This is a genomic window from Leclercia sp. UBA2479 (assembly GCF_002341985.1).
Lineage (GTDB): Bacteria > Pseudomonadota > Gammaproteobacteria > Enterobacterales > Enterobacteriaceae > Enterobacter > Enterobacter pneumoniae.
On sequence record NZ_DDPB01000004.1, the window covers coordinates 176,892 to 200,590 of the forward strand.

The 23,699-nt window shown below is 55.1% G+C and carries 23 protein-coding genes; 20 read left to right on the forward strand and 3 right to left on the reverse strand.

Translation table 11 applies throughout. From position 1 onward, the window contains the following. The first annotated feature begins 36 nt into the window (after nucleotides 1-36). From mazG to eno, 3 genes are all read left to right on the forward strand, one after another. Nucleotides 37-828, forward strand: coding sequence for a nucleoside triphosphate pyrophosphohydrolase (mazG, locus tag B3B59_RS04015; protein WP_040074243.1), 792 nt, complete (start codon nucleotides 37-39; stop codon nucleotides 826-828). A 223-nt stretch (nucleotides 829-1,051) separates the two neighbouring features. Next, nucleotides 1,052-2,689, forward strand: a complete 1,638-nt coding sequence (gene pyrG / locus B3B59_RS04020; protein ID WP_040074244.1) for a glutamine hydrolyzing CTP synthase — start codon at nucleotides 1,052-1,054, stop codon at nucleotides 2,687-2,689. A gap of 82 nt (nucleotides 2,690-2,771) precedes the next feature. Beyond that, a complete protein-coding gene (eno, locus tag B3B59_RS04025) occupies nucleotides 2,772-4,067 on the forward strand; it encodes a phosphopyruvate hydratase (protein WP_032613680.1) in 1,296 nt (431 codons plus the stop codon). 53 nt (nucleotides 4,068-4,120) lie between these two features. Here the strand turns inward: eno and B3B59_RS04030 are convergent, their stop codons facing one another. Continuing rightward, entirely contained in the window at nucleotides 4,121-5,335 is a 1,215-nt protein-coding gene (locus B3B59_RS04030) for a glycosyltransferase (protein ID WP_286808136.1), read from the reverse strand. A gap of 253 nt (nucleotides 5,336-5,588) precedes the next feature. Between B3B59_RS04030 and queE the strand changes: the two genes are divergently transcribed. Further along, complete coding sequence (queE, locus tag B3B59_RS04035; protein ID WP_207292323.1) at nucleotides 5,589-6,260, forward strand: 7-carboxy-7-deazaguanine synthase QueE; 672 nt, start codon at nucleotides 5,589-5,591, stop codon at nucleotides 6,258-6,260. A 30-nt stretch (nucleotides 6,261-6,290) separates the two neighbouring features. Here queE and queD read toward each other — a convergent pair whose 3' ends face one another. Beyond that, the gene (queD, locus tag B3B59_RS04040) at nucleotides 6,291-6,653 is read right to left on the reverse strand and encodes a 6-carboxytetrahydropterin synthase QueD (RefSeq protein WP_040074247.1); all 363 of its coding nucleotides are present in this window, start codon (nucleotides 6,651-6,653) and stop codon (nucleotides 6,291-6,293) included. A gap of 305 nt (nucleotides 6,654-6,958) precedes the next feature. Here queD and cysJ point away from each other — a divergent pair, with 305 nt between their 5' ends. From cysJ to cysH, 3 genes are read left to right on the forward strand one after another with little or no spacing between them, the layout of a single operon-like run. Next, the gene (cysJ, locus tag B3B59_RS04045; protein WP_286808139.1) at nucleotides 6,959-8,764 is read left to right on the forward strand and encodes an NADPH-dependent assimilatory sulfite reductase flavoprotein subunit; all 1,806 of its coding nucleotides are present in this window, start codon (nucleotides 6,959-6,961) and stop codon (nucleotides 8,762-8,764) included. Further along, a complete protein-coding gene (gene cysI, locus B3B59_RS04050) occupies nucleotides 8,764-10,476 on the forward strand; it encodes an assimilatory sulfite reductase (NADPH) hemoprotein subunit (RefSeq protein ID WP_040074249.1) in 1,713 nt (570 codons plus the stop codon). The genes cysJ and cysI overlap by 1 nt, the downstream gene beginning before the upstream one ends. Before the next feature lie 15 nt (nucleotides 10,477-10,491). Then, nucleotides 10,492-11,226: a phosphoadenosine phosphosulfate reductase gene (gene cysH / locus B3B59_RS04055; RefSeq protein ID WP_040074250.1), complete on the forward strand. Its 735-nt coding sequence runs from the start codon at nucleotides 10,492-10,494 to the stop codon at nucleotides 11,224-11,226. A gap of 97 nt (nucleotides 11,227-11,323) precedes the next feature. Here cysH and B3B59_RS04060 read toward each other — a convergent pair whose 3' ends face one another. Continuing rightward, the gene (locus tag B3B59_RS04060; RefSeq protein WP_286808140.1) at nucleotides 11,324-12,367 is read right to left on the reverse strand and encodes an aminopeptidase; all 1,044 of its coding nucleotides are present in this window, start codon (nucleotides 12,365-12,367) and stop codon (nucleotides 11,324-11,326) included. A 240-nt stretch (nucleotides 12,368-12,607) separates the two neighbouring features. On the opposite strand from B3B59_RS04060, the gene cysG reads away from it, so the two are divergent. The 13 genes from cysG to rpoS all read left to right on the forward strand — a co-directional run bounded on the left by cysG (nucleotide 12,608) and on the right by rpoS (nucleotide 23,686). Next, on the forward strand, nucleotides 12,608-13,966 hold the full coding sequence (cysG, locus tag B3B59_RS04065; RefSeq protein ID WP_286808225.1) for a siroheme synthase CysG: 1,359 nt from the start codon (nucleotides 12,608-12,610) through the stop codon (nucleotides 13,964-13,966). Nucleotides 13,967-13,975: 9 nt separating this feature from the next. After that, nucleotides 13,976-14,884, forward strand: coding sequence for a sulfate adenylyltransferase subunit CysD (gene cysD / locus B3B59_RS04070; RefSeq protein ID WP_286808141.1), 909 nt, complete (start codon nucleotides 13,976-13,978; stop codon nucleotides 14,882-14,884). Between the two features lie 9 nt (nucleotides 14,885-14,893). Then, nucleotides 14,894-16,318, forward strand: coding sequence for a sulfate adenylyltransferase subunit CysN (gene cysN, locus B3B59_RS04075; protein ID WP_286808143.1), 1,425 nt, complete (start codon nucleotides 14,894-14,896; stop codon nucleotides 16,316-16,318). After that, nucleotides 16,318-16,923, forward strand: a complete 606-nt coding sequence (gene cysC / locus B3B59_RS04080) for an adenylyl-sulfate kinase (protein ID WP_286808144.1) — start codon at nucleotides 16,318-16,320, stop codon at nucleotides 16,921-16,923. Before cysN ends, cysC begins: the two co-directional genes overlap by 1 nt. Nucleotides 16,924-16,973: 50 nt before the next feature. After that, a complete protein-coding gene (locus B3B59_RS04085) occupies nucleotides 16,974-17,297 on the forward strand; it encodes a DUF3561 family protein (RefSeq protein WP_046886152.1) in 324 nt (107 codons plus the stop codon). Nucleotides 17,298-17,464: 167 nt separating this feature from the next. Then, nucleotides 17,465-17,776 (forward strand): cell division protein FtsB, encoded by a 312-nt coding sequence (gene ftsB / locus B3B59_RS04090; protein ID WP_040074257.1) that lies wholly within the window; start codon nucleotides 17,465-17,467, stop codon nucleotides 17,774-17,776. 18 nt (nucleotides 17,777-17,794) lie between these two features. Further along, nucleotides 17,795-18,505: a 2-C-methyl-D-erythritol 4-phosphate cytidylyltransferase gene (gene ispD, locus B3B59_RS04095; RefSeq protein ID WP_286808145.1), complete on the forward strand. Its 711-nt coding sequence runs from the start codon at nucleotides 17,795-17,797 to the stop codon at nucleotides 18,503-18,505. Beyond that, nucleotides 18,505-18,984 (forward strand): 2-C-methyl-D-erythritol 2,4-cyclodiphosphate synthase, encoded by a 480-nt coding sequence (gene ispF, locus B3B59_RS04100; protein WP_040074259.1) that lies wholly within the window; start codon nucleotides 18,505-18,507, stop codon nucleotides 18,982-18,984. The genes ispD and ispF overlap by 1 nt, the downstream gene beginning before the upstream one ends. After that, nucleotides 18,981-20,030 carry a tRNA pseudouridine(13) synthase TruD gene (truD, locus tag B3B59_RS04105; protein ID WP_040074260.1) on the forward strand — a complete coding sequence of 350 codons (1,050 nt, stop codon included), beginning with the start codon at nucleotides 18,981-18,983 and terminating at the stop codon, nucleotides 20,028-20,030. Before ispF ends, truD begins: the two co-directional genes overlap by 4 nt. Further along, nucleotides 20,011-20,772: a 5'/3'-nucleotidase SurE gene (gene surE / locus B3B59_RS04110; RefSeq protein ID WP_212476389.1), complete on the forward strand. Its 762-nt coding sequence runs from the start codon at nucleotides 20,011-20,013 to the stop codon at nucleotides 20,770-20,772. The genes truD and surE overlap by 20 nt, the downstream gene beginning before the upstream one ends. Beyond that, nucleotides 20,766-21,392 (forward strand): protein-L-isoaspartate(D-aspartate) O-methyltransferase, encoded by a 627-nt coding sequence (locus B3B59_RS04115; protein ID WP_046886149.1) that lies wholly within the window; start codon nucleotides 20,766-20,768, stop codon nucleotides 21,390-21,392. Before surE ends, B3B59_RS04115 begins: the two co-directional genes overlap by 7 nt. 116 nt (nucleotides 21,393-21,508) lie before the next feature. Beyond that, a complete protein-coding gene (gene nlpD, locus B3B59_RS04120; RefSeq protein WP_040074263.1) occupies nucleotides 21,509-22,633 on the forward strand; it encodes a murein hydrolase activator NlpD in 1,125 nt (374 codons plus the stop codon). A gap of 60 nt (nucleotides 22,634-22,693) precedes the next feature. After that, nucleotides 22,694-23,686: an RNA polymerase sigma factor RpoS gene (rpoS, locus tag B3B59_RS04125; protein WP_039029959.1), complete on the forward strand. Its 993-nt coding sequence runs from the start codon at nucleotides 22,694-22,696 to the stop codon at nucleotides 23,684-23,686. Nucleotides 23,687-23,699 lie beyond the last annotated feature (13 nt).

The window sequence follows — 23,699 nt, forward strand, 5'->3', positions numbered from 1 at the left end:
TCGCTCACCCGGCTCTTTTTTTATCAGGACAGAATTATGACTCAAATCGACCGCCTGCTTGGCATCATGCAGCGCCTGCGCGACCCGGAAAATGGCTGCCCGTGGGACAAAGAGCAGACCTTTGCCACCATCGCGCCTTATACCCTGGAAGAGACTTACGAAGTGCTGGATGCTATCTCCCGCGAAGATTTCGACGATCTGCGCGGTGAGCTGGGCGACCTGCTGTTTCAGGTGGTCTTTTACGCCCAGATGGCGCAGGAAGAGGGGCGTTTTGATTTTAACGACATCTGTGCGGCCATCAGCGACAAGCTCGAACGCCGCCATCCGCATATTTTTGGCGACGCGACGGCCGAAAACAGCAGCGAGGTCCTTGCCCGCTGGGAACAGATCAAAAGTGCGGAACGCGCTGAAAAATCACAGCATTCTGCACTTGATGACATTCCCTTAAGCCTGCCCGCGCTGATGCGCGCCCATAAAATCCAGAAGCGTTGCTCCACGGTAGGGTTTGACTGGACCACGCTTGGCCCGGTGCTCGACAAAGTGCATGAAGAGATCGATGAAGTTATGCACGAAGCTAACCAGGCGGTCGTAGACCAGGCGAAGCTGGAAGAGGAAGTTGGCGATCTGCTCTTCGCCACGGTGAATTTATCGCGCCATTTAGGGGTAAAGGCCGAGACGGCACTGCAAAAAGCGAACCTGAAGTTTGAGCGTCGTTTCCGCGAAGTGGAACGCATTATTGCGGCGCGCGGCCTGGAAATGACCGGGGTTGACCTCAATGCAATGGAAGAAGTCTGGCAGGAAGTAAAACGCCAGGAATCTGATCTCTAACGGCTTTTTGCGATCAAGCGCAATTTGTGTGATTTTTTAAATGACAAGCGCTTGATTTGCGTCAAAAACATTTACCCAAAAGGGGCTATTTTCTCACTCCTTATGTTTGTCATGGCCTGGGAAGGAGACGGAGAATGAAAGTTTGTGGCGCTCGCCGTGTTCGGGTATACTACTTTCCCGTCCTGGTTATTCCATCGTTTCACCCTAACTTCTCAGGTTCAGCATGACAACGAACTATATTTTTGTGACCGGCGGGGTCGTATCCTCTCTGGGTAAAGGCATTGCCGCAGCCTCCCTCGCAGCCATTCTTGAAGCCCGTGGCCTCAATGTGACCATGATGAAACTGGATCCGTACATCAACGTCGATCCTGGCACCATGAGCCCGATCCAACACGGGGAAGTGTTCGTTACTGAAGACGGCGCCGAAACCGATCTGGACCTGGGTCACTATGAGCGCTTCATTCGCACCAAAATGAGCCGCCGCAACAACTTCACCACTGGCCGTATCTATTCTGACGTTCTGCGTAAAGAGCGCCGTGGCGACTATCTGGGCGCGACCGTTCAGGTTATCCCGCACATCACCAATGCCATTAAAGAGCGCATTATCGCTGGTGGCGAAGGCCACGACGTGGTGCTGGTGGAAATCGGCGGTACCGTAGGGGATATCGAGTCCCTGCCATTCCTGGAAGCAATTCGTCAACTGGCGGTGGATATCGGTCGTGAACACGCGCTGTTCATGCACCTGACGCTGGTGCCGTACATGGCGGCTGCCGGTGAAGTGAAAACCAAGCCGACCCAGCACTCTGTTAAAGAGCTGCTCTCTATCGGTATTCAGCCAGACATCCTCGTTTGCCGCTCCGATCGTGCGGTGCCAGCGAACGAACGTGCGAAAATTGCATTGTTCTGTAACGTGCCAGAAAAAGCCGTTATTTCAATGAAAGATGTCGATTCCATTTATAAAATTCCAGGCCTGTTGAAATCTCAGGGGCTGGACGATTATATTTGTAAACGATTCAGCTTGAACTGTCCGGAAGCTAACCTGTCTGAATGGGAACAGGTTATCTATGAAGAAGCGAACCCGGCAGGCGAAGTGACTATCGGTATGGTTGGCAAGTACATCGAACTGCCAGATGCCTATAAGTCCGTTATCGAAGCGCTGAAACACGGTGGTCTGAAGAACCGCGTCTCTGTAAACATCAAGCTGATTGATTCGCAGGATGTTGAAACACGCGGCGTTGAAATTCTGAAAGATCTGGATGCGATTTTGATCCCAGGCGGCTTCGGCTACCGTGGTGTTGAAGGCAAGATCGCCACCGCACGCTATGCGCGTGAAAACAATATTCCTTACCTCGGCATCTGCCTGGGTATGCAGGTTGCGCTGATCGAATTTGCGCGCAACGTAGCGGGGATGGAAAACGCGAACTCTACGGAATTTGTGCCAGACTGTAAGTACCCTGTTGTGGCGCTTATCACCGAATGGCGCGACGAAGAAGGTAACGTCGAAGTCCGTACCGAGAAGAGCGATCTGGGTGGCACTATGCGTCTTGGCGCACAGGCCTGCCAGTTGACCGATGATAGCGTGGTTCGCAAGCTGTACGGCGAGCCGACCATCACCGAGCGCCATCGTCACCGCTATGAAGTCAACAACATGTTGTTGAAACAGATTGAAGCCGCGGGCCTGCGTGTTGCGGGCCGCTCCGGGGATGATCAGTTAGTCGAGATCATCGAAGTGCCGAACCATCCATGGTTTGTTGCCTGTCAGTTCCACCCGGAATTTACTTCAACCCCGCGCGATGGACATCCGCTGTTTGCCGGCTTCGTGAAAGCCGCCAGCGATTACCAGAAGCGTCAGGCGAAGTAAAAAAAGTTAGAACGGCAACGCGTACCTTTGGTACGCGTTGTTTGTCTGGAGTTTTAGTTTAACTTGTACTGAGGAAAATCTAATGTCCAAAATCGTTAAAGTCATCGGTCGTGAAATCATCGACTCCCGTGGTAACCCGACTGTTGAAGCCGAAGTACACCTGGAAGGTGGTTTCGTCGGTATGGCAGCTGCGCCGTCAGGTGCTTCTACTGGTTCCCGCGAAGCGCTGGAACTGCGCGATGGCGACAAATCCCGTTTCCTGGGCAAAGGCGTAACCAAAGCGGTTGGCGCGGTTAACGGCCCAATTGCACAGGCTATCCTGGGCAAAGACGCGAAAGACCAGGCTGGCATCGACAAGATCATGATCGATCTGGACGGTACTGAAAACAAATCTAACTTCGGTGCGAACGCAATCCTGGCCGTGTCTCTGGCAAACGCCAAAGCTGCCGCTGCGTCCAAAGGTCAGCCACTGTTCGAGCACATTGCTGAACTGAACGGCACCCCAGGCAAATACTCCATGCCTGTACCAATGATGAACATCATCAACGGTGGTGAGCACGCAGACAACAACGTTGATATTCAGGAATTCATGATTCAGCCAGTTGGCGCGAAAACCCTGAAAGAAGCGGTACGTATGGGTTCTGAAGTGTTCCACAACCTGGCTAAAGTTCTGAAAGCTAAAGGTATGAACACTGCAGTTGGTGACGAAGGTGGTTATGCACCTAACCTGGGCTCCAACGCCGAAGCACTGGCTGTAATCGCAGAAGCGGTTAAAGCAGCGGGCTACGAGCTGGGCACCGATATCACCCTGGCGATGGACTGTGCAGCATCTGAATTCTACAAAGACGGTAAATATGTTCTGGCTGGCGAAGGCAACAAAGCCTTCACCTCCGAAGAGTTTACTCACTTCCTGGAAGACCTGACCAAACAGTACCCAATCGTCTCTATCGAAGACGGTCTGGACGAGTCTGACTGGGATGGTTTCGCATACCAGACCAAAGTACTGGGCGACAAAATCCAGTTGGTTGGTGACGATCTGTTCGTAACCAACACCAAGATCCTGAAAGAAGGTATCGAGAAAGGCATCGTTAACTCCATCCTGATCAAATTCAACCAGATCGGTTCTCTGACCGAAACTCTGGCTGCGATCAAAATGGCGAAAGACGCTGGCTACACTGCGGTTATCTCTCACCGCTCTGGCGAAACTGAAGATGCGACCATTGCTGACCTGGCAGTGGGTACCGCTGCAGGCCAGATCAAAACCGGTTCTATGAGCCGTTCTGACCGTGTTGCTAAATACAACCAGCTGATTCGTATCGAAGAAGCGCTGGGCGAAAAAGCACCATACAACGGCCGTAAAGAGATCAAAGGTCAGTAATCCTGAACCTTAATCTTTAGAAAAAACCCGCTTCGGCGGGTTTTTTTTTATCATCACACCGTCGGTACGCTATGACGTGTACATACCGCCTGTTCAATAATTTCTGCAGCCCGTGCTGCCCCTCCGGCGTTTATCAGCTGAGTCTGGAGGGCGGTGATGCGCTGCGTGTACTGCTTATTTTCCAGCAGGTCGAGAAGATGCTGGCTGAGCGTGCGGCTCGGCGAAAAACGGCAGGCCTTAAGACCAATGCCGCTGAAGACCACGCGGGCGGCGACGCCTGGCTGATCAAATGCCAGCGGCACGGCGAGGATAGGCGTGGCGGTGGCGATGGCATCCATAACCGTATTCAGTCCTGCATGGGTGATGACGGCGCTGGCATCACGTAATACCGCCAGTTGATCGGTAAATCCTACAATTTGCGTCCCCGTACGCGCCAGTCGGGCGGTTTGACTTGCATTTAGTCTGTCGCAGTGGGCAATAAGCAAGGGCACACCAGCCTGTCGGCAGGCGCGGGCAATCGTGCGGAACAGTCCAAAGCGGTAGCCCTGGATCGTGCCTAATGACGCAAAAACAAACGGCTTCTTTTTGCCGGATGAAACCGTTAGCGGATCGTAGCGTAGCGGGCCTACCGCATGGAAGCAGGCGGGCAAGGTGCGTGGAAAATCAAAGCCTGGAATGGTCTGGCTGATTTGCGCCAACGGCGACAGGCATTGATCTGGTCTGCTGCGCGAAGGCAGACCAAACGCCCGGGCATGACGGGCAATTACCCGGCCTTGTCTCGACATCAGCCAGTCATAAACATCCGCGCTGGAGGCGTATAATTTCCGGCAGCGATCGCTGGTGCCATAGCGAAAAGGCATCACTGGCAGGGGGATGTTGTTATCCCGGTTTACCGGCAGGGCGCAGCAGATGGAGATAAAAGGCAGGTTGAGAGCTTGTGCAACCAACCCTCCAGCCGGCTCCATCTGATCGACAATCACGGCGTCAATATTGTGCTGTCGGAAGGCGAGGGGCAGTTCACGGCACAGCATATCGGTAACGCTTGCCATATCTGATATCAGGCGAAAAAAACCCGGCTCGTGCATCGCAGATTGCGTCGGGTTACCCACAGCGACAAAGTGCGCCTGCGGTTCCCTGAGCAAGGTGCGAGCCTCTTCCTGCTGAAAAAAAGTGACCCGATGGCCGCGCATGATAAGGTGTTTTGCCAGTGCTTCCATAGCGTGCATATGGCTGTATAACGGTAGCGTTATTACCGCAAAATGGCTCATTCTGCTTGTCCAGTATTGTGATGGCTATTCAGTCAAGGGGTTAACGTCGACGCGTGCCGGATGGGCGATATCTTTAAAGCGTAGCGTAAGTTTTAATGTTTTTAACATTGCCTTCTGAAAACGGCTTTCTACCTTAAGGCTGTTAGCCTGGCTATCCTTAAACTGACAGGAATAAAATCGTGGCCGGGGTTGTTTTGCCTGATTATGTGCGATCTGCAATAATGCCCCCCCGCAAATCAGACCAGAGATAACTATGCAGTACCCGATTAACGAGATGTTCCAGACCCTGCAAGGCGAGGGTTACTTTACCGGCGTTCCCGCTATTTTTATTCGTTTGCAGGGATGCCCGGTAGGCTGTGCCTGGTGCGACACCAAACATACCTGGGATAAGCTCGCGGATCGAGAAGTGTCGCTGTTTAGCATCCTGGCCAAAACCAAAGAGAGCGATAAGTGGGGCGCGGCCAGTTCGGAAGATCTGCTGGCGATTATTAGCCGCCAGGGCTGGACGGCGCGTCACGTGGTGATCACCGGGGGCGAGCCCTGCATTCACGATCTGATGCCGCTCACCCAGTTGCTGGAAAAAAATGGTTATAGCTGCCAGATTGAGACCAGCGGTACCCACGAAGTCCGCTGCTCTCACACCACCTGGGTGACGGTCTCACCTAAGGTAAACATGCGCGGCGGCTACGATATCTTATCCCAGGCGCTGGAGCGTGCTGATGAAATCAAGCATCCGGTTGGCCGCGTGCGGGATATCGAAGCGCTGGATGAGCTGCTGACAACGCTGACGGATGAAAAACAGCGCGTGATTGCGCTGCAACCCATCAGTCAGAAAGAGGATGCCACGCGCCTGTGCATCGAAACCTGCATCGCCCGCAACTGGCGGTTGTCGATGCAGACGCACAAGTACCTGAACATCGCTTAAAAAAAAAGCCCGGTTTAACCGGGCTTTTTTTTACTCGCCGCGATAGACACACCCGGCGGTGCAGGTCTCTTTGATCATCACCGCGCTCAGCAGTGGCACCTGCGGTTTCATCACATCCCAAATCCATTTCGCCAGCACTTCGCTGGTGGGGTTTTCCAGACCCGGAATGTCGTTCAGATAATAGTGATCGAGGCGATCATAAGTGGGTTTGAAGGCCGCTTTCAGCTCGGAAAAATCCATAATCCAGCCCGTATGCGGATCGACCTCACCCGTAATTTCAAGGCGCACCATAAAGGAGTGCCCGTGCAGGCGGCCACATTTGTGTCCTTCCGGTACGTGAGGCAGGCGGTGAGCGGCTTCGAAGATGAAATCTTTAAACAGTGTGGTGGACATCGTGGACTCTCAAATGCGGAAAAAACCGCCGCATAGTACCGGAAAGGACTTTTTTTATCATTAGCTAAAACGGCCAAACTTGCCGGTGGGGTTAGGTTATGGGGTAAATTGCTTTTTTATCTATAAATTTCATTAGGTTAAATAATCGTTTTTATTGTTAAGAACGATAACTAAAACAGGTTAGTCCATTTGGTTATTTAATATTTCCATCCCTTCTTTAATTGTTATTATCGCCGCCGTTAACCTTATCTTCAGTTTGGATTTATTCGCTTAAAGTCCGCTTTGCTACTGGAACATAACGACGCATGACAACACAGGCCCCACCTTCAAATTTGCTACCGCTAAATCCGGAGCAACTGGCGCGCCTCCAGGCAGCCACCACCGATCTCTCTCCTCACCAGCTTGCCTGGGTTTCTGGCTATTTCTGGGGTGTCCTTAACCAGCAGCCTGGCGCTGCGGTCGCTGCACCTGCGGCAGCGGTCGAGGTTCCGTCGATTACGCTGATCTCCGCGTCCCAGACCGGCAATGCTCGTCGTGTGGCAGAGCAACTTCGCGATGACCTGCTGGCCGCCAAACTGAACGTGAATCTGGTCAACGCCGGAGATTACAAATTTAAGCAAATCGCGTCAGAAAAATTGCTGTTGGTGGTGACCTCAACGCAGGGCGAAGGTGAGCCGCCAGAAGAGGCGGTAGCGCTGCATAAATTCCTGTTTTCTAAGAAAGCGCCGAAGCTCGACGGCACGGCGTTTGCCGTCTTTGGTCTCGGGGACTCTTCCTATGAATTCTTCTGCCAGTCGGGTAAAGATTTTGATAGCAAACTGGCGGAGCTTGGCGGCGAGCGTCTGCTGGACCGCGTTGATACCGATGTAGAGTATCAGGCAGCAGCGGCCCAGTGGCGCGAGCGCATTGTGGATGTGCTGAAAGCGCGTGTGCCAAAAGAGACGCCGGCTCAGGCCGCCGTTACCGCGTCCGGCGCGGTAAATGAAGTCTTCTCAAGCCCTTATACTAAAGAGGCGCCGCTGACGGCTGCGCTCTCCGTTAACCAAAAAATCACCGGCCGTGACTCCGAAAAAGATGTGCGTCATATCGAAATCGATCTCGGTGATTCCGGCCTGCGCTACCAACCAGGCGATGCGCTGGGCGTCTGGTATCAGAATGACCCTGCCTTAGTGAAAGAGCTGGTTGAGTTGCTGTGGTTGAAGGGCGATGAGCCCGTTACCGTGGATGGCAAAACTCTGCCGCTGGCCGAGGCCTTGCAGTGGCATTTTGAGTTGACAGTCAACACCGCCAATATCGTAGAAAACTATGCCACCTTAACGCGCAGCGAAACGCTGTTGCCGTTAGTAGGGGATAAGGCACAGTTGCAGCATTACGCCGCCACCACGCCGATTGTCGATATGGTGCGTTTCTCGCCGGCACAGCTGGATGCTGAGGCGCTGGTTGGCCTGCTGCGCCCCCTCACGCCGAGACTTTACTCCATCGCCTCGTCGCAGGCGGAAGTGGAAAGCGAAGTGCACATTACCGTGGGTGCAGTGCGTTACGACATCGAAGGTCGTGCCCGGGCGGGCGGCGCTTCCAGCTTCCTGGCTGATCGCGTAGAAGAGGATGGCGAAGTCCGGGTGTTCATCGAACATAACGACAACTTCCGCCTGCCGGCTAACCCGGAAACTCCGGTGATTATGATCGGCCCGGGAACCGGTATTGCGCCATTCCGCGCCTTTATGCAGCAGCGTGCGGCAGACGAGGCGCCGGGTAAAAACTGGCTCTTCTTCGGCAACCCACACTTTACCGAAGATTTCCTTTATCAGGTTGAGTGGCAGCGCTACGTCAAAGAGGGTGTGCTGTCGCGCATCGATCTGGCCTGGTCTCGCGACCAAAAAGAAAAAGTATACGTACAAGACAAACTGCGCGAACAGGGCGCAGAGCTGTGGCGCTGGATTAATGATGGTGCCCATATTTATGTCTGCGGCGATGCCAATCGTATGGCGAAAGACGTTGAGCAGGCACTGCTGGAAGTGATTGCTGAATTCGGCGGTATGGATGCCGAAGCGGCGGATGAATTTTTAAGTGAGCTGCGCGTAGAGCGCCGTTATCAGCGAGATGTCTACTAATGAGCGAAAAACATCCTGGCCCACTGGTGGTCGAAGGCAAACTGTCTGATGCCGAGCGCATGAAGGTAGAGAGCAACTACCTGCGTGGCACCATTGCCGAAGATTTGAATGACGGTCTGACCGGCGGTTTTAAAGGCGATAACTTCCTGCTGATCCGTTTCCACGGTATGTATCAGCAGGACGACCGTGATATTCGCGCCGAGCGTGCCGAGCAGAAGCTGGAGCCGCGTCATGCGATGCTGCTGCGCTGCCGTCTGCCGGGTGGGATCATCACCACGAAACAGTGGCAGGCGATCGACAAGTTTGCCGGTGAAAACACGATTTATGGCAGCATCCGTCTGACCAACCGTCAGACCTTCCAGTTCCACGGCATTCTGAAGAAGAACGTGAAGCCGGTACATCAGATGCTGCACTCCGTCGGGCTGGACGCGCTGGCGACCGCCAACGACATGAACCGTAACGTGCTTTGCACCTCGAACCCATACGAGTCCGAACTGCACGCAGAAGCCTACGAGTGGGCGAAAAAGATCTCTGAACATCTGCTGCCGCGCACTCGCGCCTACGCGGAGATCTGGCTCGATCAGGAAAAAGTGGCAACCACCGACGAAGAGCCGATCCTCGGGCAGACCTATCTGCCGCGTAAGTTCAAAACGACCGTGGTGATCCCACCGCAGAACGATATCGATCTGCACGCTAACGACATGAACTTTGTCGCCATTGCGGAAAACGGCAAGCTGGTGGGCTTTAACCTGCTGGTGGGCGGGGGGCTTTCAATCGAGCACGGCAACAAGAATACCTATGCACGTACTGCGAGTGAGTTTGGTTATCTGCCGCTGGAGCACACACTGGCGGTGGCGGAAGCGGTCGTTACCACCCAGCGCGACTGGGGTAACCGTACCGATCGTAAAAACGCGAAAACCAAATACACGCTGGAGCGCGTGGGCGTTGAGACGTTCAAAGCGGAAGTGGAGCGTCGCGCAGGCATTAAGTTCGAACCGATCCGTCCTTACGAATTTACCGGGCGCGGCGATCGTATCGGCTGGGTGAAAGGTATCGATAATAACTGGCACCTGACGCTGTTCATCGAAAACGGTCGTATTCTTGATTATCCGGGGCGTCCGCTGAAAACCGGCCTGCTGGAAATTGCTAAGATCCATCAGGGCGAATTCAGGATCACCGCTAATCAGAATCTGATCATTGCTGGCGTGCCAGAAAATCAGAAAGCGAAGATCGAAGAGCTGGCGCGCAGCCACGGGCTGATGGATGCGGTAAAACCGCAGCGTGAAAATTCAATGGCCTGCGTCTCGTTCCCAACCTGTCCGCTGGCGATGGCTGAAGCCGAACGCTTCCTGCCGTCGTTCACCGACAAAGTGGAAGCGATCCTGCAAAAATACGGTATCCCGGACGAGCATATCGTGATGCGCGTGACCGGCTGCCCGAACGGCTGTGGCCGCGCGATGCTGGCCGAGCTGGGGCTGGTGGGTAAAGCGCCGGGCCGTTACAACGTGCATCTGGGCGGTAACCGGATGGGGACACGTATTCCGCGAATGTATCGCGAAAACATCACGGAGCCGGAAATTCTCGATTCCATTGACCAGCTTGTCGGGCGCTGGGCGAAAGAGCGCGAAGCGGGTGAAGGCTTCGGCGACTTTACGGTGCGTGCGGGCATCATTCGCCCGGTGCTCGATCCCGCAAGGGATTTCTGGGAGTAAACACGAGAGGTAATTATGTCCGTACTCGATTTAAATGCCCTGAATGCACTGCCCAAAGTGGAACGTGTTCTTCAGCTTGCAGAAACCAATGCCCAACTGGAGAAGCTGGACGCCGAAGGGCGTGTAGCATGGGCGCTGGAAAATCTGCCGGGAGAGTTTGTGCTCTCATCGAGCTTTGGTATCCAGGCGGCGGTCAGTTTGCATCTGGTGAATCAGATCCGCCCGGACATTCCGGTGATCCTCACCGATACCGGCTATCTGTTCCCGGAGACCTATCAGTTTATTGATGAGTTAACGGATAAGCTGAAGCTGAACCTGAAAGTGTATCGCGCAGCGCAGAGCGCGGCCTGGCAGGAGGCGCGTTACGGCAAGCTGTGGGAGCAGGGCGTTGAGGGCATTGAGAAATACAATGAGATCAACAAAGTCGAGCCGATGAACCGGGCGCTGAAAGAGCTGAATGCGCAAACCTGGTTTGCCGGGCTGCGCCGGGATCAGTCTGGCAGCCGTGCCAGCCTGCCGGTGCTGGCTGTCCAGCGCGGCGTGTTCAAAGTGCTGCCGATCATCGACTGGGACAACCGTACCGTGTATCAGTATCTGCAACAGCATGGGCTGAAATACCATCCGCTATGGGATCAGGGCTATCTGTCGGTGGGCGATACCCATACCACGCGTAAATGGGAGCCCGGCATGGCGGAAGAAGAGACCCGTTTCTTTGGGCTTAAGCGCGAATGCGGATTGCACGAAGGTTGAGTGATTTCCCCCTCTCTCTGAAGGGCTGGGGGGAAGCGTGCTTTGTAAGATCCCCTCTCCCTGTGGGAGAGGGTTAGGGTGAGGGGAAAACCCCGCGCTACGCTTTCCCCGCTTTCGCCAGCTCTTTCACCAGCGGCAGCATAATGCGCACCACATCGCGACTGCGGTGTTCTATGCGCTGCGGCAGGGTTTTATCAATGTACTGCTGATTATCCAGTCTCACGTCATGCCAGCTGGTGCCATCCGGGAACGCTTTCGACTTCGCCCGCTGCTGGTAGCCATCTTTTTTACCCAACGACCAGTTAGTTGCTTCAACATACAGCACCGGGATCCCGGCCTTATCAAACACCTCACCATCGTTGCAGCAACCTGTTCCTTTCGGGTAGGCCGCATTACCACCGGGGTTGGTGGTGGCGAAAATGCCGTGCGCACGGGCTAACGTCAGCGCGCGGTCCCGGGTGATCTTACGCACCGGGGCCGGGGTGGTTTTGCCGCTATTAAAATAGAGTTTATCGCCCACGATTAAGTTATCGAGATTGATCACCAGCAGCGTATTTTTTTTCTCTTTCTCGCTCATGCGATTCAGTACATTTTCGGCCCCAAGTCGTCCTTCTTCTTCGCCGCTGGTGGCAATAAAGCGCACGCTATATTGGGTCGGAATATCTTTCAGGCGTTCTGCCAGCTCCAGCATCACCCCGACGCCGGCTGCGTTGTCATCAATCCCCTGTAGCGTTAAGCCGCCCAGGTTGTTATCCACATCGTTATCGCTCATCGGCGCGAAAGTATCGAGATGGGCGAGAATAATAATCTGCTGTGCCGTTTCGCCCTCATGCGCTGCAATCACCGTGCTGCCGATGACGTTATGCCAGTTTTGCGTACGATTGCGGGAGGTATAGATATAGCGGCTGTGGAAGGTGCGGATATCACTCTGATACCCCATTCCGGCGAACTGCTGACACACATAATCGGCGGTAAGCATTTCGGCGGGCGTTCCGGTCATGCGTCCGGGAAACACGGTGGCAATGTGTCGTGCCTGTTCGGCGGCCATTTCACCAAAAGGGTGTGTTTTTGCCTGAACGGGGAAGATACAGCAAACGCCGAACGCCAGGGCAGCGATACGGTGGCGCATTGCGGAAAACATAGGGGAGTCCTTAAAAACAGAGCAAAAAATTTGACGCGCCTAGTATGAAACTGTGATCGGCCTTACACAATTTGATTTGCTCTTAAATACCCGAAAAATCGCGCGTTAAGCACTTTTTGATATTAGCTTTTTCAGGGCGTTATTCCATTGAGTAACTACTCATTCCAATTCGTAATTTCATTCGATCTTAGCCGCCCCCTATAGTCCCACTATTCCTGATTGTTAGTGAGTTGTAGCACTGTGGACTACCTGCCGTTATTTGCTGCCATTAAAGATCGACCCGTACTGGTTGTTGGTACGGGCGAGGTCGCCGATCGTAAAATTGCCTTTTTACATAAGGCGGGTGCGCGCGTGCAGGTCATTACCGGTGCCGAATTCGAGCCCAGCATGCTCGATCACGTGGTACTGGTCATCGCCGCAACGGACGATCGCGAGCTGAACCGCCAGGTCTTTGATGCCGCGAATGTCCGTCACCGTCTGGTGAACGTGGTGGATGACCAGCCGCTGTGCTCGTTTATTTTCCCCTCTATCGTTGACCGCTCGCCCCTGCTGGTTGCCATCTCTTCCGGTGGCAATGCACCAGTGCTGGCGCGTCTGCTGCGTGAAAAAATAGAGGCCCTGCTGCCAGCGAACCTTGGCCGCATGGCCGCGGTCGCGGGTCAGTTTCGTGAGCGTCTGAAAACGGTGATTACCACCACCGACGGTCGCCGTCGCTTCTGGGATCGCGCTTTCCGCGGTCGCTTCGCCAGTCTGATGGCGGCGGGTAATCAGGTCGAAGCGGAACAACACCTGGAAAACGCACTCGCCTCCGGGCAGGGGGCAAATGGCGAAATTATTCTGGTCGGCGCCGGGCCGGGAGATGCCGGGTTGCTGACCTTGCGCGGTTTACAGGTGATTCAGCAGGCTGACGTGGTGTTTTACGATCACCTGGTTACCGACGGCGTGCGCGAGCTTATTCGTCGCGACGCCGAGCAGATCTGCGTGGGTAAACGGGCGGGAGAGCACTCTATTCCGCAACATGAAACCAACCAGATGCTTATTGCGGCAGCCAAAGCGGGTAAAACCGTGGTGCGCCTGAAAGGGGGCGATCCCTTCATCTTTGGTCGCGGCGGTGAAGAGCTGCAGGCCGCGGCGGAAGCGGGCGTCCCGTTCCAGGTGGTGCCGGGCATCACGGCCGCCTCGGCGGTAACGGCCTATGCCGGTATTCCCCTTACGCATCGTGATTTCGCCCAAAGCGTCACCTTTGTTACCGGGCACTACAAAGCCGACAGCACCCCCTTCGACTGGTCGCACCTGGCGCAAAGTCGTCAGACCCTCGCTATCTACATGGGCACCATGAAAGCGGCGGACATTAGCGAACAACTGATTCAACACGGTCGCGATGCAGCAACGCCCGTTGCCGTGATCTCTCGCGGCACGCGCGCCGATCAGCATGTCGCCATCGGCACATTACACAACCTTGCAACCCTGGCGAAAGACGCCCCTATGCCCGCCCTGATTGTGGTGGGTGAAGTGGTGCAGCTGCATAGCACGCTCGCCTGGTTCCAGCACACAACCGAGACGGAAGGCTTTGGTTCTTCTGTTGTAAATTTGGCTTAAGGAACGGTTATGGACCAAAAACGACTTACTCACCTGCGGCAGCTCGAAGCGGAAAGTATTCATATCATCCGCGAAGTGGCCGCCGAGTTCTCCAATCCGGTGATGATGTACTCCATCGGCAAAGATTCCAGCGTGATGCTGCACCTGGCGCGTAAAGCGTTCTATCCAGGCACGCTGCCGTTCCCGCTGCTGCACGTGGACACTGGCTGGAAATTCCGTGAGATGTATGAATTCCGTGACCGCACCGCCAAAGCCTACGGCTGTGAGCTGCTGGTGCATAAAAACCCGGAAGGGGTGGCGATGGGGATTAACCCGTTCGAGCACGGCAGCGCCAAACATACCGACATCATGAAAACCGAAGGGCTGAAGCAGGCGCTGAATAAATACGGTTTTGACGCAGCCTTCGGCGGCGCGCGCCGTGACGAAGAGAAATCCCGCGCGAAAGAGCGTATCTACTCCTTCCGCGATCGTTTCCACCGCTGGGACCCGAAAAACCAGCGTCCGGAGCTGTGGCACAACTACAACGGCCAGATTAACAAGGGCGAAAGCATTCGCGTCTTCCCGCTCTCCAACTGGACCGAGCTGGATATCTGGCAGTACATCTATCTGGAAAATATTGAAATCGTTCCGCTGTACCTGGCCGCAGAGCGTCCGGTACTGGAGCGCGATGGCATGCTGATGATGATTGATGATGACCGTATCGACCTGCAACCGGGTGAGGTGATCAAAAAACAGATGGTGCGCTTCCGTACCCTCGGCTGCTGGCCGCTGACCGGCGCGGTGGAATCTCACGCGCAAACGCTGCCGGAGATCATCGAAGAGATGCTGGTCTCCACCACCAGCGAGCGACAAGGCCGCGTCATTGACCGCGACCAGGCAGGCTCCATGGAGCTGAAGAAACGTCAGGGTTATTTCTAAGGAGCCGCCATGAACAGCACAATTGCACAACAAATTGCCGACGAAGGCGGGGTTGAAGCCTACCTGCATGCTCAGCAGCATAAAAGCCTGCTGCGCTTTTTGACCTGCGGCAGCGTCGATGACGGGAAAAGCACCCTGATTGGCCGCCTGCTGCACGACACACGCCAGATTTATGAAGATCAGCTCTCGTCGCTGCATAACGATAGCAAGCGTCACGGGACTCAGGGCGAAAAGCTCGACCTGGCGCTGCTGGTGGACGGCCTACAGGCGGAGCGTGAGCAGGGCATCACCATTGACGTGGCCTATCGCTACTTCTCCACCGAAAAGCGCAAATTTATTATTGCCGATACCCCGGGGCATGAGCAGTACACCCGCAACATGGCCACCGGCGCCTCCACCTGCGACCTGGCCATTCTGCTGATGGATGCGCGTAAAGGGGTGCTGGACCAGACTCGCCGTCATAGCTTTATCTCCACGCTGCTGGGGATCAAACACCTGGTGGTGGCGGTCAATAAAATGGATCTGGTGAACTTCAGCAAAGAGACGTTCAACCGTATTCGTGAAGAGTATCTGACCTTTGCCGAGCAGTTGCCGGGCAGCCTTGATATCCGTTTCGTGCCGCTCTCGGCGCTGGAAGGGGATAACGTCGCCTCCCAGAGCGTAAATATGCCCTGGTATAGCGGCCCGACGCTGCTGGAAGTACTCGAGACCGTAGAGATCCAGCGTGTGGTCGATACCCAGCCAATGCGCTTCCCGGTGCAGTATGTCAACCGGCCGAACCTCGACTTCCGCGGCTTCTCTGGCACGCTGGCGTCCGGCTCTGTGCAGGTAGGCCAGCGCGTTAAAGCGCTGCCGTCCGGCGTGGAATCGGCTATCGCCCGCATTGTGACCTTCGATGGCGATCTCCAGGAAGCGGGGGCGGGTGAAGCCGTAACCCTGGTACTAAAAGACGAAATTGATATCAGCCGTGGCGACCTGCTGGTGGATGCCCAGGAAAGGGTAAAAGCGGTGCAGGGGGCTGCCGTGGATGTGGTGTGGATGGCTGAACAGCCGTTGACCGCAGGCCAGAGCTACGATATTAAAATCGCGGGCAAGAAGACCCGTGCCCGCGTGGACGGTATTCAGTTCCAGGTAGATATCAATAATCTGACCCAGCGCGATGTCACTGAGCTGCCGCTGAACGGTATAGGTCTGGTCGATCTCACCTTCGACGAACCGCTGGTGCTGGACGCTTATCAGCAGAATCCGGTCACGGGCGGACTGATCTTCATTGATCGTCTGACGAACGTCACGGTAGGTGCCGGTATGGTACGCCAGCCAAATGAAGAGGCTGCCGTCGTCTCTGAATTCAGTGCCTTTGAACTGGAGCTGAACGCGCTGGTGCGTAAGCACTTCCCACACTGGGGTGCACGCGATCTGCTGGGAGGCAAGTAATGGCGCAACATGATGAGAACGTCGTCTGGCATCCTCATCCGGTTACCGTCGCGCAACGCGAACAACTCCACGGTCACCGTGGGGTTGTGCTGTGGTTTACCGGGCTTTCGGGCTCGGGTAAATCGACCGTTGCCGGGGCGCTGGAGGAGGCGCTTCATCAGGCGGGGGTCAGTACGTATCTGCTTGATGGCGACAACGTACGCCACGGCCTGTGTCGCGATCTGGGCTTTAGCGATGATGATCGCAAAGAGAATATTCGCCGGGTCGGTGAGGTGGCCAGTCTGATGGCCGACGCCGGGCTAGTGGTCCTGACGGCCTTTATCTCTCCGCACCGCGCCGAGCGGCAGATGGTACGCGAGCGCGTGGGTAACGATCGTTTTCTGGAGGTCTTTGTCGATACGCCGCTGGCGATATGTGAGCAGCGCGATCCGAAGGGCCTGTATAAGAAAGCGCGCGCGGGCGAGCTGAAAAACTTCACCGGAATTGATGCCGTTTACGAAGCGCCTGAAACGCCTGAAATTCACCTGCAAGGTCAACAATTGGTAACAAATTTAGTAGGCCAATTATTAGACCTGCTCAGACAGGGCGATATTATCAGATCCTGAGACGGTATCGGGCTTAGGCTTCCCCGATGTGTCATGGTACAGGATTAGCGATGCGTAACAGCGAAAATTACATTATCACCAGGTCGGAAACAGTAGCGACTAACGACGAGACGACCTGGTCTTTCCCTGGGGCGATCGTCGGCTTTATCTCGTGGCTTATGGCGCTGGGCATTCCGTTTTTGATTTACGGCAGTAACACGCTGTTTTTCTTCCTCTATACCTGGCCTTTCTTCCTGGCGCTGATGCCCGTCGCGGTTGTGGTCGGCATTGCGCTGCACTCGCTGCTGGATGGCAGACTGCTTTATAGCGCCATCATCACCATTGTGACGGTCGTTGTCCTGTTCGGGCTGTTATTTTTGTGGCTCATGGGATAAGTTCAGCCATAATTCAAACCGTAACCAACTATGTGCAATGGTGTGCTGGCGCGAATCTGCGGAAAAAATGTGGTACATTTGCCCGCGATGTTGCGGCATCTCTGTAGCCCCAGAGTAGAGTCGTGGGGAAAGTTATGGGATGATGATGCCGTTTTTCAGGGGGCAGGATGGGTAAACTTACGCTGCTGTTGCTGGCTTTGCTGGTCTGGCTTCAGTATTCGCTGTGGTTCGGTAAGAACGGCCTTCACGACTATAGTCGCGTCAGCGATGACGTGACTGCACAGCAGGCGACAAACGCCAAACTTAAAGCGCGAAACGATCAACTTTTTGCCGAAATTGATGACCTCAATGGCGGGCAAGAGGCGATTGAAGAACGTGCACGCAATGAACTCAGTATGACTAAGCCGGGCGAAACCTTCTATCGTCTGGTTCCGGATGCGTCTAAACGCAACCAGGGCTCTGTACAAAACAATCGATAATTAGCCCGGGATGACGACATGGCAGTAACTTTTACGGACGTATGCGCCGTTGTACCGGCCGCCGGGTTCGGCCGACGCATGCAGACAGAGTGTCCTAAGCAGTACCTCTCAATTGGCGATAAAACCATTCTTGAACACTCCGTGGCGGCGCTGCTGGCGCACCCGCGGGTGTCCCGGGTGGTGATCGCCATCAGCCCAGGCGATGCGCGCTTTGCCGCGCTACCGCTGGCAGACCACCCGCAAATTACGGTCGTTGATGGCGGCGCAGAGCGCGCCGACTCGGTGCTGGCCGGTATTCAGGCCGCCGGTGAGGCCGCATGGGTGCTGGTGCACGATGCGGCGCGCCCTTGTCTGCATCAGGACGATCTGGCGCGACTGCTGGCGCTTAGCGAGACCAGCAAGGTCGGAGGCATTCTGGCCGCGCCGGTGCGTGACACCATGAAGCGCGCTGAACCAGGCTTTGCATCCATTGCCCATACCGTAGAGCGCGTTGATTTGTGGCACGCGCTGACCCCGCAATTTTTCCCTCGCGAGCTGCTCCACGCCTGCCTGACGCGCGCCCTGAGGGAGGGGGCGACCATTACCGATGAGGCATCGGCGCTGGAGTATTGTGGTTTCCATCCCACTCTGGTTGAAGGACGCGCTGATAATATCAAAGTGACGCGACCGGAAGATTTACAGCTGGCGGAATTTTATCTTACCCGTTCGACCCCTCAGGAGAAGGCATAATGCGAATTGGACATGGTTTTGACGTACACGCCTTTGGCGGTGAAGGCCCAATTATCATTGGCGGCGTACGCATCCCCTACGAAAAAGGACTGTTGGCCCATTCTGATGGCGACGTGGCGCTCCATGCCTTAACCGACGCGCTGCTGGGCGCGGCGGCGCTGGGTGATATCGGCAAACTCTTCCCGGACACTGACCCGGCATTCAAGGGGGCCGACAGCCGCGAGCTACTGCGTGAAGCCTGGCGCCGTATTCAGGCCAAAGGTTTTACCCTTGGCAACGTCGATGTCACCATCATCGCGCAGGCACCCAAAATGTTGCCGCATATCCCACAGATGCGCGTGTTTATCGCCGAAGATCTCGGCTGTCACATGGATGATGTCAACGTCAAGGCCACCACTACCGAGAAGCTGGGCTTCACTGGCCGTGGTGAAGGCATTGCCTGCGAAGCAGTAGCCCTGCTGGTGAAGGCGGCAAAATGATCGAATTCGACAACCTCACTTATCTGCACGGTAAGCCGCAAAGCACGGGTTTACTAAAAGCCAGCCCGGAAGATTTCGTGGTGGTGGAAGATCTCGGCTTTGAGCCGGATGGGGAAGGCGAGCATATCCTGGTGCGGATCCTGAAAAACGGTTGTAACACCCGTTTCGTTGCCGACGCACTGGCAAAGTTCCTGAAGATTCATGCCCGTGAAGTGAGCTTTGCCGGGCAAAAAGATAAACATGCCGTCACAGAGCAGTGGCTCTGCGCGCGCGTTCCGGGCAATTCGATGCCGGATCTCAGTAAGTTTGAGCTTGAAGGTTGTAAGGTACTGGAGTACGCCCGCCATAAACGCAAACTGCGCCTTGGTGCCCTGCAAGGAAATGCGTTCACGCTGGTGCTGCGTGAAGTCAGCGATCGCGCCGATGTCGAAAAACGTCTGGCAGCCATCAGTGCCCAGGGCGTGCCTAACTACTTTGGTGCGCAGCGTTTCGGCATTGGCGGCAGTAATCTGCAGGGGGCGCTACGCTGGGCGCAGAGTAACGCGCCGGTTCGCGACAGGAATAAACGCAGTTTTTGGTTGTCTGCGGCCCGCAGTGCGTTGTTTAATCAGATTGTGAGTGAAAGGCTGAAAAAACCAGACGCGAATCAAGTTGTTGTCGGCGATGCGCTACAATTAGCGGGGCGCGGCAGCTGGTTCGTGGCCACGGCTGAAGAGATGGCCGACCTGCAGACGCGCGTCGGAAACAAAACGCTGATGATTACCGCACCGCTTCCGGGCTCCGGAGAGTGGGGAAGTGTGGGCGACGCGCTGAGCGCGGAGCAATCTGCGGTGGCAGATGCGCAGGAATTACAATCTTTGCTGGTGCGGGAAAAAGTGGAAGCGGCACGCCGGGCGATGCTGCTCTATCCGCAACAGTTGAACTGGAACTGGTGGGATGACGTAACCCTTGAGTTACGATTCTGGCTGCCGGCAGGTAGCTTTGCCACCAGTGTTGTCAGGGAACTTATCAACACTTCGGGTGACTATGCGAATATTGCTGAGTAACGATGACGGGATCCACGCCCCAGGCATACAGACACTGGCCAGGCATCTGCGCGAGTTCGCAGAGGTTCAGGTTGTTGCTCCCGATCGTAACCGCAGCGGTGCCTCTAACTCATTAACGCTGGAGTCATCGCTTCGCACCTTTGCTTTCGATAACGGCGACATTGCCGTGCAGATGGGCACACCGACTGATTGCGTCTTCCTGGGGGTGAATTCCCTGATGCGTCCGCGACCGGATGTGGTGGTCTCCGGCATCAACGCCGGGCCAAACCTGGGCGATGATGTCATCTACTCGGGTACCGTTGCCGCCGCAATGGAAGGCCGTCATCTCGGTTTTCCGGCCCTGGCGGTCTCACTTAATGGTCACCAGCATTACGATACGGCCGCTGCCATCACCTGCACGATTTTACGTGCCCTGAGCCGTGAACCACTGCGCACCGGGCGGATCCTGAATATCAACGTGCCCGATTTACCGCTCGACCAGATTAAAGGCATACGCGTTACCCGCTGTGGTAGCCGCCATCCGGCTGACCAGGTCATCCCGCAGCAGGATCCGCGTGGTAATACGCTCTACTGGATTGGGCCGCCGGGCGAGAAGTGCGACGCCGGGCCCGATACCGATTTTGCTGCCGTTGATGAAGGTTATGTCTCGATTACACCACTGCACGTAGATTTAACCGCTTACAGCGCGCAGGATGTGGTGTCAGGCTGGCTGGATCGTGCCGGGGTGAACGAGCAATGGTAAGTCAACGTGTACAAAGCCTTCTGAATCAATTACGTGCTCAGGGCATTACCGATGAGAAGGTGCTTGATGCCCTGGCTCAGGTACCGCGCGAGAAGTTTGTCGATGAGGCGTTTGAGCACAAAGCCTGGGAAAACGTCGCGTTGCCCATCGGGCAGGGGCAGACAATTTCGCAGCCCTATATGGTTGCCCGGATGACCGAACTGCTGGAACTGACACCGGAGTCCCGGGTGCTGGAGATTGGCACCGGTTCTGGCTACCAGACCGCGATCCTGGCGCACCTGGTGCACCATGTCTGTTCAGTGGAGCGCATTAAAGGGTTGCAGTGGCAGGCGCGTCGTCGCCTCAAACAACTTGATTTACATAATGTTTCAACACGTCATGGCGATGGCTGGCAGGGTTGGCAGGCACGCGCCCCGTTTGACGCCATCATTGTCACGGCGGCACCGCCCGAAATCCCGGCAGCACTGCTATCGCAGCTGGATGAGGGCGGTATTCTCGTTTTGCCGGTGGGCGATGAACAGCAGCTATTAAAGCGTGTTCGTCGGCGCGGCGACGAATTTATCATCGATACCGTGGAAGCCGTGCGCTTTGTCCCTCTCGTAAAGGGGGAGCTGGCCTGAGACTCAGATTTTTCCAGGGTTATTCAGGCCAATTCAGCGTATCGTGGGGCGCAAAAGATTCGTGCCAACACGGATAATATTAAGTCACTGGTAGTTAACACATTCCTGGGGGATAAATGAGCGCGGGAAGCCCAAAATTCACCATCAGCCGTGTCGCGGCATTATCACTGGTTTCACTCTGGCTGGCAGGTTGTTCTAATTCAAACAATCCCCCTGCGCCGGTGAGCTCAGTTGGCGGCAATAGCGGTTCAGGTAACACATCCAGTGGAATGCTGATTACTCCTCCACCAAAGATGGGTAACTCGACAGCGCAGCAAACTCCGCAGATCCAGCCTGTTCAACGTCCTGTTGTCCAGCCGACGCAGATTCAGCCAGTGGAACAAGCTGTTCAGACCGAAAATGGCCGCATAGTATATAACCGCAAGTATGGGAACATTCCGAAAGGCAGCTATACTGGCGGCAGCACCTATACCGTTAAGCGCGGCGATACTCTGTTCTATATCGCGTGGATCACCGGGAACGATTTCCGTGATCTCGCCCAGCGAAACAACGTACAAGCCCCGTATGGACTGGAAGTAGGCCAAACGCTGCAGGTGGGCAATGCCACCGGTAAACCTCTGACGCCGGGTAACAGCGTTTCTGCGGCCGACGTCACCGCGCAAAATAACAGTGTGACCCCTGCACAAAAATCAAGCACAGTGGTTGCTTCACAACCTGTAATTACGTATTCTGAGGACTCAGGTGAACAGAGTGCTAACAAGATGTTGCCGAATAATAAGGGTACTGCGACCGTTGTCACAGCACCGGTTACGGCACCTGTGGTTAGCTCTACCGAGCCCACTGCCAGCAGTGTAACGTCCAGCTCGCCGATCTCTTCATGGCGCTGGCCGACTGACGGCAAGGTTATCGAGAACTTCTCTTCCTCCGAGGGGGGAAATAAAGGGATCGATATCGCGGGGAGTAAAGGACAGGCTATTATCGCGACCGGAGACGGACGTGTTGTGTATGCCGGTAATGCACTTCGCGGTTACGGTAATCTTATTATCATCAAACACAACGATGATTACCTGAGTGCCTACGCCCATAACGATACGATGCTGGTCCGGGAACAACAAGAAGTTAAGGCGGGGCAAAAAATCGCTACCATGGGTAGCACCGGAACCAGTTCTACACGCTTGCATTTTGAAATTCGTTACAAGGGGAAATCCGTAAACCCGCTGCAGTATTTGCCGCAGCGATAATTTGACGAGACATGCCAGTCAGGATGTTTCGTTCAGGGATCACGGGTAGGAGCCACCTTTATGAGTCAGAATACGCTGAAAGTTCATGATTTAAATGAAGACGCGGAATTTGATGAGAACGGAGCAGAGGCTTTTGATGAAAAAGCCTTAGTAGAAGAGGAACCCAGTGATAACGATTTAGCTGAAGAAGAGCTGTTATCGCAGGGCGCCACACAACGTGTGCTTGACGCGACTCAGCTTTACCTTGGGGAGATTGGTTACTCCCCACTGTTAACAGCCGAAGAAGAAGTTTATTTCGCGCGCCGTGCATTGCGTGGTGACGTAGCCTCACGCCGTCGCATGATTGAGAGTAACTTGCGTCTGGTTGTGAAGATTGCCCGTCGTTATAGCAATCGTGGTCTGGCTCTGCTGGATCTGATTGAAGAGGGTAACCTGGGGCTTATCCGTGCTGTTGAGAAGTTTGACCCAGAACGTGGGTTCCGTTTCTCAACCTACGCAACCTGGTGGATTCGACAGACCATCGAACGGGCAATCATGAACCAAACCCGTACGATTCGCCTGCCGATTCACATCGTGAAAGAGCTGAACGTCTATCTGCGTACTGCACGCGAGTTGTCCCATAAGCTGGACCACGAGCCAAGTGCAGAAGAGATTGCCGAGCAGCTTGATAAACCGGTTGATGACGTAAGCCGTATGCTGCGTCTCAATGAGCGTATTACCTCGGTTGACACCCCACTGGGTGGCGATTCCGAAAAAGCGCTGCTGGACATCCTGGCCGATGAAAAAGACAACGGCCCGGAAGACACTACGCAAGACGATGACATGAAACAGAGCATCGTTAAATGGCTGTTCGAACTGAATGCCAAACAGCGTGAAGTGCTGGCACGTCGTTTCGGTTTACTGGGGTATGAAGCTGCGACACTGGAAGACGTCGGCCGCGAAATTGGCCTGACCCGTGAACGTGTTCGTCAGATTCAGGTAGAAGGTCTGCGTCGCCTGCGTGAAATTCTGCAGGGGCAGGGTCTGAATATCGAAGCGCTGTTCCGCGAATAATTACCCTTTCGTC